This is a genomic window from Streptomyces sp. S4.7, from assembly GCF_010384365.1.
In the GTDB taxonomy this organism is placed as follows: Bacteria; Actinomycetota; Actinomycetes; order Streptomycetales; family Streptomycetaceae; genus Streptomyces.
The window spans coordinates 264,246-275,307 of the sequence record NZ_CP048397.1; the positions used below are offsets into that span (position 1 = coordinate 264,246).

General features: G+C 71.8%; 8 protein-coding genes. 3 read left to right on the forward strand and 5 right to left on the reverse strand.

Annotated features, from left to right (window positions below; translation table 11 throughout):
- Positions 1-15: 15 nt before the first annotated feature.
- Together SSPS47_RS01115 and SSPS47_RS01120 are read left to right on the forward strand one after the other, a co-directional pair.
- A complete protein-coding gene (locus tag SSPS47_RS01115; RefSeq protein WP_164247797.1) occupies positions 16-207 on the forward strand; it encodes a ferredoxin in 192 nt (63 codons plus the stop codon).
- 19 nt (positions 208-226) lie between these two features.
- Positions 227-988 (forward strand): alpha/beta fold hydrolase, encoded by a 762-nt coding sequence (locus tag SSPS47_RS01120; RefSeq protein ID WP_164247799.1) that lies wholly within the window; start codon positions 227-229, stop codon positions 986-988.
- 82 nt (positions 989-1,070) lie between these two features.
- Here SSPS47_RS01120 and SSPS47_RS01125 read toward each other — a convergent pair whose 3' ends face one another.
- The 4 genes from SSPS47_RS01125 to SSPS47_RS01140 are packed head-to-tail and all read right to left on the reverse strand — an operon-like array spanning position 1,071 to position 6,464.
- Positions 1,071-1,715 (reverse strand): response regulator transcription factor, encoded by a 645-nt coding sequence (locus SSPS47_RS01125; RefSeq protein WP_164247802.1) that lies wholly within the window; start codon positions 1,713-1,715, stop codon positions 1,071-1,073.
- A complete protein-coding gene (locus SSPS47_RS01130; RefSeq protein WP_343234862.1) occupies positions 1,679-3,142 on the reverse strand; it encodes a sensor domain-containing protein in 1,464 nt (487 codons plus the stop codon). Before SSPS47_RS01130 ends, SSPS47_RS01125 begins: the two co-directional genes overlap by 37 nt.
- Positions 3,139-5,664: an ABC transporter permease gene (locus SSPS47_RS01135; protein ID WP_164247805.1), complete on the reverse strand. Its 2,526-nt coding sequence runs from the start codon at positions 5,662-5,664 to the stop codon at positions 3,139-3,141. Before SSPS47_RS01135 ends, SSPS47_RS01130 begins: the two co-directional genes overlap by 4 nt.
- The gene (locus tag SSPS47_RS01140; protein ID WP_164247808.1) at positions 5,664-6,464 is read right to left on the reverse strand and encodes an ABC transporter ATP-binding protein; all 801 of its coding nucleotides are present in this window, start codon (positions 6,462-6,464) and stop codon (positions 5,664-5,666) included. The genes SSPS47_RS01135 and SSPS47_RS01140 overlap by 1 nt, the downstream gene beginning before the upstream one ends.
- Before the next feature lie 360 nt (positions 6,465-6,824).
- Here SSPS47_RS01140 and SSPS47_RS01145 point away from each other — a divergent pair, with 360 nt between their 5' ends.
- A complete protein-coding gene (locus SSPS47_RS01145) occupies positions 6,825-7,091 on the forward strand; it encodes a hypothetical protein (protein ID WP_164247811.1) in 267 nt (88 codons plus the stop codon).
- A gap of 7 nt (positions 7,092-7,098) precedes the next feature.
- Here SSPS47_RS01145 and SSPS47_RS01150 read toward each other — a convergent pair whose 3' ends face one another.
- Entirely contained in the window at positions 7,099-11,025 is a 3,927-nt protein-coding gene (locus tag SSPS47_RS01150; protein ID WP_164247813.1) for a type I polyketide synthase, read from the reverse strand.
- Positions 11,026-11,062: the final 37 nt, after the last annotated feature.

The following is an 11,062-nucleotide window of genomic DNA, read 5'->3' on the forward strand; positions in this document are numbered from 1 at the left end:
TCGAGGAGGACAGCGATGCGCGTCCATATCGACCGCGACAGGTGCACCGGCTCCGGCCAGTGCGCGCTGCTCGTCCCGGAGGTCTTCGACCAGGGGGAGGACGGTCTGACCCTGCTCCTGACGGAGGAGCCGCCGGAGGACAGTTACGAGGACGTGCTCCAGGCGTCCCTCACCTGTCCGACGCAAGTCATCAGCGTCACCGACTGACGAGCGAAGGAATCCCGTCATGACCGGCACGACCGACGACACCTGGATACGTGTTCCGCACCGCAACCCCGACAGCGGGACCCGGCTGGTGTGTCTGCCGCACGCGGGCGGCGCGGCGTCGTACTACTTCCCGATGTCGGCCGCCCTGGCCCCGGACGTCGAGGTTCTCTCCGTGCAGTATCCGGGGCGCCACGACCGGCGCCACGAGCGGCCGGTGGACGATCTGCACCTGCTCGCGGACCGGATCGCCGAGGCGCTGGGGCCGTGGACCGACCGGCCGTTCGCGCTGTTCGGCCACAGTTACGGGGCGCTGCTGGGATACGAGGTGGCGCGCCGGCTCCGCGCGGCGGAGCATCGTCCGCTCGCGCTGTTCGTCTCGGGGCGCCGCGCGCCGTCGACGCACCGGGACGAGCGGCTGCATCTGAAGCCGGACGCGTCGCTGATCGCCGAACTCAAGTCGCTGGACGGCACGGTGGGGAAGCTGCTGGACAACGAGGAGATCATCGCGATGGTCATGCCGGCGTTGCGGGCGGACTACCGGGCGGTGGAGACGTACGTCCACGGGCCGGGGCCCGAACTCGACATCCCCGTCGTCGCGTTCCTCGGTGACGACGACCCGAAGGTCACCTCACAGGAGGCGGCCCGCTGGCGCGACCACACCACGGCGGACTTCTCCCTGGAGATCTTCCCCGGCGGCCACTTCTATCTGGCCGAACGGTGGAAGGAGGTGACGAGCAGTCTGCGGCGGCGGCTCGACGGGGTGGTGCACAGCACGACGTGACACAGCGACGAGGAGGGGAAAGGCCCTCTGTGACCGGTGCGTTCACCGGCCACAGAGGGCCTTTCGCTGTGCCGATGACGTGTCAGGCGTTCAGATAGGTGAGGACTGCCATCACCCGCCGGTTGACGTCGCTGTCCTGAGGGAGCGTCAGCTTGGTGAAGATGCCTGAGATGTGTTTCGCGACGGCGCCCTCGCTCACGGTGAGCCGGCCCGCGATGGCGGCGTTCGAGCAGCCCTCGGCCATGAGTTCCAGCACCCGCCGCTCGCGCTGCGTCAGTGTTTCGATGCCCGCGTCCATCGAGTGACTGACCATCAACTGGGCGACCACGGCCGCGTCCATGGCCGTGCCGCCGTTCGCCACCCGGCGGATCGCCTCCACGAACTGCTCGTCGTCGAGGACGCTGTCCTTGAGCAGGTAGCCGATGCCGCCCGTGCCGTCGGCGAGCAGTTCACGCGCGTACATCTGCTCGACGTGCTGGGACAGGACGAGGATGGGCAGGCCCGGCATGTCGCGGCGGGCCTGGAGCGCGGCTCGCAGGCCCTCGGTGGTGAAGGTGGGCGGCAGCCGTACGTCCACGATGGCGATGTCGGGGCGGTGTTGCGCCACGGCTTTCGCGAGATCCTCCCCGTTGTCCACCGCCGCCGCGACCTCGAAATCGAACGATGTGAGGAGCTGCACGAGCCCCTGCCTCAGGAGGAAAAGGTCCTCGGCGAGGACGACGCGCACGGAATCTCCAACTCGGTCACGGTGGGGCCGCCGGGTGGGCTGCTGATGTCGATCGTTCCGTCGAAGGCGGCGAGCCGCCGCCGGATTCCGGCGAGGCCGGACCCTTCGCTCATGCTCGCGCCGCCCCGGCCGTTGTCACTGACGCGCGCACGGAGCACGCCGCGTTCGTATCCGACGGACAGTTCGCCGCGGCTCGCCCCGGCGTGTTTCAGCACGTTGGTGAGCAGCTCGGACACCGAGAAGTATACGGCGGATTCGACGGGCGCCGAGAGCTGTGGGGGGATGGTCACCCGCACCTCGAAGGGCAGCGGGCTCGCGATGGCGAGGGCGCGCAGGGCGTCGGCGAGTCCGCGTTCGGCGAGGACGGGCGGGTGGATGCCCCGTACGAGGTCGCGCAGTTCACGAAGGGCGAGAACGGACGAGGCGCGCGCCTCGCGCAGGAGGCGCCGGGCCTCCGCCGTGTCCTTGTCGAGGTGGCGGTCGGCGGCGCCGAGAGTCATGCCGAGGCCGACGAGCCTGGCCTGCGCGCCGTCGTGCAGATCACGTTCGATCCGGCGCAGTTCGGCGGCCTGGGTGTCCAGGGCGCCGGACCGGCTCTCCGCCAGGTGCCGGACGCGGGAGGCCAGCCGTGTGGTGTCGGTGTGGCCCAGCAGGTAGCGGGTGAAGTAGGCGTAGCCCTTCAGGATGAACGGCGTCGTCCAGAGCCAGACGGCGAAGACTCCGAGGGACAGGAAGCCGGCGGTGACGGCGGTCGGGTGGCTGTCGACGACGATGCCGCAGTACATGCGGCCCGTGCCGTCGCCGACGAGCAGGGAGTGCCAGAGGCCGCCCGCCAGGACCAGGCCCTCACCCACGTAGTAGAGGAGTGCGGCGGGGATGAACCCGATCATGCCGACGGCGGTGTTGAGGAAGAGCCAGAGGAGGTCGCGCCAGGTGGCCCGGTCGGTGAGGATCCACTTGCAGCGGCGCATCCAGCCGACGATGTCCTTCTCGAACTCCGGCGGTTCGGGCTGGTACGGCACCTCGACCGGCACGCCGGCCCGACCCGCCAGCCGCCGGGCCCGGTTGCAGAGCCAGCGGACGGCGGGGATGCAGATGGGGAGCGCCACGGCGCCGATACCGATGACGAACAGGATCACGAAGTAGGCCGTCACCAGGAAGAGGGCCAGGGACGGCATCGTGCTCGCGCCGGCCACCGTGCCCATGGCCGTGTCGAGCGTGGCCCGCCGGGTGCGACGGCGGACCGCGGCGACGGCGAACCGCCCGAGGGCCAGGGCGCGTTCGCGCGCGTACCGCGCCCGCCCGCGCCCGGTGGAGGGCCCGCCCGCCGGTGGAACGGTCGCCGGTGGAACGGTCGCCGGTAAAACGGTGTCCGGACGTTCCCGGTCGGACACCGGCCCTTCGGCCACCATGGTGTGCTCCCTCACTCGGCGGCCACCGTCTCGACCGGCGGGGTGCGCATACCGCGCCAGGACGGGAAGAGCGTACCGCCGAAGATCAGCAGCAGGGATCCGCCGACCACGGCGAGGTAGATCCCGATGGAACCGGACGGCAGGAACGAGTCGTTCTTGACCATCGCGTACGGGACGATCGTGGTCGCGGCGGCCGCCGTGCCGAGCACGACCGCGACGACGGAGATCAGTGCCCCTTCGACGCTCAGCATGCCGAAGACCTGGGCGCGGGTGGCGCCCGTCAGCCGGGAGAGCCCGATCTCCCTGCGCCGCTTACGGGTCACCACGACCAGGGTGTTGACCACGGTGATGGCCGCGTATCCCACGATCATGGCGACGACCGTGTAGTTGGCGGTCACCAGGATTTGCTGGATGGAGTCGCTGGAGCCGCTGAGGGTGGAGCTGTCGGCCACCCGGGCTCCGGGCAGTTGCCCGGCGAAGGAGGCCAGTTCGGTGTTGAGGGCGCCCCGGTCCGCGTCCTTGTCGGCGCGTACGAGGATGTGCTCGGCGAGGCCCGCGGTGGTGTGCGGGGCGAGCGTGCCGGCCGGCAGCAACAGGAACTCCTCGTCGGGGTCGCCGGCGAAGAGGGCGACGACCTTCGGTTCGGACCGTGTCCCGTCGCCGAGCCGGACGGGCAGCCGGTCGCCGACAGCGACGCCGAACTCCTCGGCCCGGTCGGTGGACAGGGCGACGGTGTCCCCGCTCAGCGACTCCAATGAGCCGGTGACGTCGCTCAGGGACAGGTTCAGGCTCGCGCCCCCGGCGTCGACACCGCGCAGGGCGATGCCGCTGGAGCCGGATTCGGCCTCCACGAAGCCACGCGAGGTGACGAGGCCGGACGCCGCCGCCACCCCGGGCAGTCCGGCGACCTGTCCGGCCACGTCGGACCGGAATCCGCCGGCCCCGGATTCGAGTACGTAGTCGGCGCCGATGCCCTGCGCGTAGCTCTCGGCGGAGACACTGTCCTCGGTGGACTGCATGTAGAGCGTGCCGGTGGCGATCGCGATCAGCATGATGACGGGGGCGGCGGCGCTCGCCATACGGACGGGGTTGGTGGCCGTGTTGCGTACGGCGAGGCGTCCGGGGAGCCCGGTCAGCAGCCGGACGGGCCCGCGCAGGACCGCGACGACGGCCGCGCAGATGCCGGGTGCCAGCAGGGCGATGCCGATGCTGAAGAAGACGGACGCGGGGCCCGCGGTGCTCGCCAGCGTCGGACCGTTCTCCATGACCAGCAGGGTGGTGGCGGACAGGGAGATGCCGACGGTGAGGAAGAACAGGGCCAGCAGCAGGCGGTTCCTGGTGAACCAGCGGGGCCGTACCTCGCTGTCGGCGAGCGCCGCGACGGGTTCCGTGCGTGCCGCCTTGCGGCCGGCGAAGCGGGTGGCTCCCGCGGCGGCGAGGATCGCGGTGACGGCTCCCACCAGCATCGGGACCCAGCCCTGGTGGAAGACGATCACCGAGGAGAGGACTCCGCTGTCGGTGAGGATCGAGCAGATGAGCTTGCCGAGCAGATAGCCGGGCGCCACGGCGAGGGCGGTGGCGACGACGGACAGGACGGAGGTCTCCCACAGGATCATCCGACGCAGCTGGCTCGACGTGGTGCCGATGGAGCGCAGCAGGGCCATCTCTCGGGTGCGCTGCTGGAGCGTCAGGCCGAGGGTGGAGGCGACACCGAAGAGGACGACGAGCACCGCCCAGCTGCCGAAGACGGCGGCCAGGATGATGACGGTGCGCTGGGCGGTCAGGGCGCCCGGTGCCTCGGCGAGGCCGAGGCGTTCGCCGCTGAGCACACTCGCCTCGTCGTCCACCGCCGCCTCGACGGCGGCGGTGACGGTCGCGACGGAGGCGCCGTCGCCGGGCACCACGCCGATGTTGTCGACGCTCCCGCCGGTCAGCTCGTCCGCGCGGTCGTCGGAGAGGAAGACGGCGGGGTCGCCGCCGGAGCCGGACCGCGTGACGATGCCGCTGACCAGGTAGGAGTGGGAGACACCCTGGACGGCCAGTTCGACGCGGGAGCCGACGGAGGCGTCGGCGCGGTCGGCGAGGGTCTTGTCGAGTACCACCTGGCCGGCGCCTTTGGGTGCGGCGCCGTCGGCGAGGGTGTACGGGGCCAGGGACGACGAGGCCCAGTTGTGGCCGGCGGTGGATCCGCCGTCGGCGTCGGCGATGTCGGAGGCGCCGGAGCCGCCGGGGATCACGACGGCGGGGAAGGACACGTCGGGCACGGCCTTCGCCACGCCCGGAACGGAGCTCACGGTGTCCACGAGCCCGGCGTCGAGACGGCCCCGCTCGGACAGGGCGCCGGAGCCGGCGCTCTGATGGCCGGTGACCACGATCGGGGCGGCGGCGAGCCGCTTCGGCTGCGCGTCCATGCGGATGCCGGTCTCCATGAGACCGCCGCAGGCCATGACGATCGCCGCGCCGAGGAACATGGCGACGAAGGTCGCGATGAAGCTCGCCTTGCGGAACTTGAGGGTGCGGAAAGCAAGGAGACCCATCAGAACCGGCCGCCCGTCGCGACGGGCGCGGCCGGCCGGCCGTCGCCCTCCCAGGCACCGAGGCGGGTCATGCGCGCGGCGACGGCGTCGGCGGTCGGCCGCTGGAGTTCGCCCGCGGGCATGCCGTCCGCGAGGAACACCACGCGGTCCGCGTAGGAGGCGGCGACGGGGTCGTGGGTGACCATCACCAGGGTCTGCCCGGCGACGGTCACCGACTCGCGCAGCAGCGCGAGGACCGCGCCGGCCGTACGGGTGTCGAGGGCGCCCGTCGGCTCGTCGGCGAAGACGACGGCGGGCCGCGTGACCAGGGCGCGGGCGATCGCCACCCGCTGCTGCTGGCCGCCGGAGAGTTCGCCCGGCAGATGACGGGTCCGGTCGGCGAGGCCGACCCGGTCGACGACGGAGCGGATGAGCTCCTTGTCGGGGCGGCGGCCGGCCAGTTCGAGCGGCAGCAGGATGTTCTGCATCACGGTCAGCGCCGGGAGCAGGTTGAACGCCTGGAAGATGAACCCGATCCGGTCCCGGCGCAGTTTCGTCAGCTGGACCTCGTCCATGTGCGCGAGATCCGTGCCGCCGACGAAGACGGAGCCGGAGGTGGGCTTGACAAGGCCGGCGGCGCAGTGCAGGAAGGTGCTCTTGCCGGATCCGGACGGGCCCATGACTGCGGTGAAGGTCCCCGCGCCGAAGCTCAGGGTGAGTTCCTTGAGCGCGGCGACCCGATTGTCGCCGTCACCGTAGATCTTGGCGACGGCTTCGAGCCGTACCGCCGTTTCGCGGGTGGCATGTTCATTGGCGTACACAGGGACTCCCCTACCGAAATTTGATATGTATGACTCGTCGTCGAGCACAAGCGTAGGCAATGCGCGGGTTCCGGGGCATTGGCTCCAGGCGGTGTATCGGCGGTAGAACTTCTTCTACCTCCGGTCCGGAGGAAACCTCCCGGCAGACCACATCACGCCTGATGGGAGTTATTTTCGGCCAGCTCTCCCACAGTTTTCGGAGGGGCCTGGTGTCAAGGTGCACACAGCCCCACTACCGTCGGTGTCGTTTCGTGCACCTGAATTTCGGGAGTCCGCTGTATTACGCGGCGATGCGCTCGTCAATATGCTCGAACCGCACACCGAAAAAGCCCCCCACGGCAATTGGAGGATTGAGTCGCCATGCGATCGGAAAACGGTCTGGAGACGCAAGTTCTGCCCGACGGCAAGGTCGACTTCTTTCTTCCCCGGACGGGTTTGCGGCATCGCTGCGGCCCCACGGGCACCCTGATGTGGATCGTTCTCCAGCGGCAGGAGTGGCAGCCGGAGCGCGCGGCCGAGGTTCTGGCCGAACAGTGGGGCATCGCCTCCGAGTCGCTGCGTCCCGAGGTGGACGCCTGGGTGAGGCACTTCCAGAACGAGGGCCTGGTGCGCCGGTGCTCGGCGTGACGTGAGGTCACCTGCCGGGCGCACTGCCGCCGCCCGGCAGCCCCGCGAGCCAGTCGTCGACCGCCAGCGCCGTCGTGGTCGCCGACTCCTCCAGGAGCGTGAAGTGATTGCCGGGCACCTCCCGCAGGGTGTGGTCCGCGTCCCAGCCGGCCCGCCAGTCGTCGTTGCCCGCCCCGCCGGACGTGAACGACTCGGCGGGACGTACGAACAGGACGGGCGCCGTGAGCGCGCCGGGCGACCGGTCGAGGATCAGCTCGCTGTAGCGGCTCATCGCGGCGAGCCGTGGGGCGCTGAAACCGCCGAAGCTGTCCTCGCGGTCCAGCATCCCCTCGAACATCTCCCGCCACAGGTCGTCGTTGCCGCCGCCGTCGGGCAGATAGGTGTCCAGCAGGACGATCGCGTCCGCGGGGGTGCCCGCCTTCTCCAGCGACTCGGCGACGGCGTGGGCGAACTGACCGCCCGAGGAGTAACCGAGCAGGACGAAGGGCGCGTCGTCGGCCGCCGCCCGTGTCCCCTCGGCCAGAACGTCCACGACCGCGTCGAATGACAGCGGCAGCGGCTCGTCGCGGCCGAAGCCGGGCACGGCCGGCACCGCGACCTCCCTGCGGCCGTGGAAGTGCGCGGCGAAGCGGGCGTACTGGTGCGCGCCGCCGAGCGCCATGGGCGAGGGAACGCAGATCAGACGCCGGTCGGCGGGGCCGCGCGAGAGGCGTACGGCCGGTGCGACACCGCCCAGTTCGGCGACGGTGGTGAAGCCGGGCAGGATGGCGGCGACCGCGCCGAGCAGGTCCATGCCCTTCGACATCCGGCCGCCGGTCGCGGCCATCCGCAGCAGACCGCTGACGGACTCGCGGTCGGGTGCGGGGGCGGTCACGGCGTGTTCCCGGCTGCCTTCCTCGGCCTTCTCGTCCGGGACGGACACGACCCCGCGGTCGTACTCCTGACGGAGTACGGCGGCGAGCCGGGCGGGCGTGCCGTGGTCGAACACGGCCCCGGTCGTCAGGGTGAGTCCGGTGGCGGCGCGTACCGCGCCGCGCAGTTCGGCAGCGGTCACCGAGTCCATGCCCGCTTCGAGGAAGACGGTGTCAGGGCCCATGGCGCCGTCCGCCCCGTAGCCGAGCAGCGCGGCGGCCTCGGCGCTCACCAGGTCGGTCAGCACCCCGGTCGCCTCTTCCGGGGTCAGCCCGGCCAGCCGGTCGCCCAGTGGCTCACGCGCCGCGGTGGAGGCAGTGGACAGGTGCTGCGGCGTGTCGAGGGCGGGCGCGGTGAGGGCGACGTCCGCCGCGATCCAGTAACGCTCGTGCTGGAAGGCGTACGTGGGCAGCGGCGAGGCCGCCGTACCGGGGAACACGGCGGGCCAGTCGGGCGTGAGCCCGTCCGCGTACAGGCGCGCGAGACCGGTCGCGACCGCGGCGCTCTCCGCCGTCCTGCGGCGGCCGAGCGCGACGAACAGCGCGTCGTCGGGAACCGCGCACTCGCGTGCCATGCCGGTCAGCACGGCGTCGGGGCCCAGCTCCACGAAACGGCCGGCGCCGCGCTCCACGAGTGTCCGCGCGGCGTCCGCGAACCGCACCGGCTCGCGCACGTGCCGGACCCAGTACTCGGGGTCGGTGAGCAGACCGGGCCCGGCGATGTCGCCGGTGACACCGGAGACGAGCGGGATACGGGGCTCGTGGAGGACGGTCTTCTCGCAGACCGCCCGGAAGTCGCCGAGCATGTCGTCCATCAGCGCGGAGTGGAAGGCGTGCGAGACCGTGAGCCGCTTCGTCCTGGCGAAGTTGTCCGCGGTGGCGAGTACGGCGTCGGTCTCACCCGAAATCACCACCGCGGAGGGGCTGTTGACGGCGGCGATCGCGACGCCCGGCCCGAGCAGGGGCCGGACCTCGCCCTCGGTGGCCTGGACGGCGACCATCGCCCCGCCCTCCGGGAGCGCCTGCATGAGCCGTCCCCGGGCGGCCACCAGCCTGCCCGCGTCCGCCAGTCCCACGACTCCCGCCACATGCGCGGCGGCGAGTTCACCGATGGAGTGACCGGCCAGGAAGTCGGGCCGGACGCCCCAGGACTCCAGCAGACGGAACATCGCGACCTCGAAGGCGAAGAGACCGGCCTGGGCGTACAGCGTGCGGTCGGCGGCCGCGCCGTCCGCGCCCGCCAGCACCTCGCTCAGTCCGACGCCGAGAGCCGCCTCGGCCTCGTCGAAGGCGGCGGCGAACACCGGGAAGGCGGCGCGGAGTTCGGCGCCCATGCCGAGCCGCTGCGCGCCCTGGCCGGTGAACAGGTAGGCGGTGCGCGCCTTCGCACGCGTACGGCCGCGTACGACCGCGGGAGCGCTGTCCCCCCGCGCCAGCGAGTCCAGCGCGGTGAGCAGACCGGCGCGGTCGGTGCCGGTGACGGCCGCCCGGTGGGCGAAGGCGGTACGCCGGGTGCCGAGGGCCCGCGCCACCGCTGCGGGGGTGTGCTCCGGGCGCCCGGCGGTGAAGTCCCGGAGCCGGGCGGCCTGCGCCGCCAGGGCCTCGGGGGTACGGGCGGACAACGGCCAGAGCAGGACCGGCGGTTCGGCCGGGTCGGGGTACGCGGGTTCCGCAGTCGCCGGGGCCTGTTCGAGGACGACGTGGGCGTTGGTGCCGCTGATCCCGAAGGACGACACCCCGGCCCGGCGCGGCCGGCCGGCCTCCGGCCACTTCCGCGCCTCCGGTACCAACTCCACGGCCCCCGAAGCCCAGTCGACCTGATGTGACGGCTCGTCGGCGTGCAGCGATCCCGGTACGACGCCGTGGCGCATGGCGAGCACCATCTTCATGACACCCGCGACACCGGCGGCGGCCTGGGTGTGCCCGAGGTTGGACTTCACCGAGCCGAGGAGCAACGGCGCACCGTCCGGGCGCCCTTGGCCGTACGTCGCCAGCAGCGCCTGCGCCTCGATCGGGTCTCCCAGCACCGTTCCCGTGCCGTGGCCCTCCACGACGTCGACCTCGGTGGCGGAGAGCCGGGCCCGCGACAGGGCCGCGCGGATCACCCGCTGCTGCGAGGGACCGTTCGGCGCCGTCAGACCGTTCGACGCACCGTCCTGATTCACCGCCGAACCCCGTACCACCGCCCACACCTCGTGGCCCGACCGCCGTGCGTCCGACAGCCGTTCGAGGACGAGGACACCGAGTCCCTCGGCGAAGCCGGTGCCGTTCGCGTCGGCGGCGTACGACTTGCAGCGGCCGTCCGGGGAGATGGCGCCCTGCCTGCTGAACTCGACGAAGGTGCCGGGGGACGCCATCACCGTGACCCCGCCGGCCAGGGCGAGGTCCGCCTCGCCCTGCTGAAGTGCCTGCGCGGCCAGGTGCAGCGCGACCAGGGACGACGAACACGCCGTGTCGACCGACAGGGTGGGCCCTTCGAGGCCCAGGGTGTAGGCGACCCGGCCCGCGACCATGCTGCCGGTGCCGAAACTGCCGAAGTAGTCGTGGTACATCACCCCGGCGTAGACGCCGGTCCGGCTGCCCTTCAGGGTCGTCGGGTCGATGCCCGCGTGCTCCAACGCCTCCCACGCCCCTTCGAGGAGGAGCCGCTGCTGCGGGTCCATGACCAGGGCCTCACGGGGCGAGATCCCGAAGAAGGCGGCGTCGAACTCCCCCGCGTCGTGCAGGAATCCGCCCTCGTCGGTGACAGACCTGCTCCGTCCGTCGGCGTCACGCAACGCCTCCTCCCAGCCCCGGTCGGCGGGGAACGCCGTGACGCCGTCCCGGCCGCCCGCCAGCAGCTCCCACAGATCGTCAGGAGAGCCGACGCCGCCGGGATAGCGGCACGCCATGCCCACGATCGCGACGGGCTCGCGCTGCGCGGCGGTGAGCGCGCGGTTCTGCTCGCGCAGCCGCTCGGTCTCCTTGAGCGAAGCGCGCAGCGCTTCGAGCATCCTGGTGTCGGGCTTGGCGGGCTCGGCCACGTTCCTACTCCTCGTCACGGTTCTCGTCGCAGGGTCT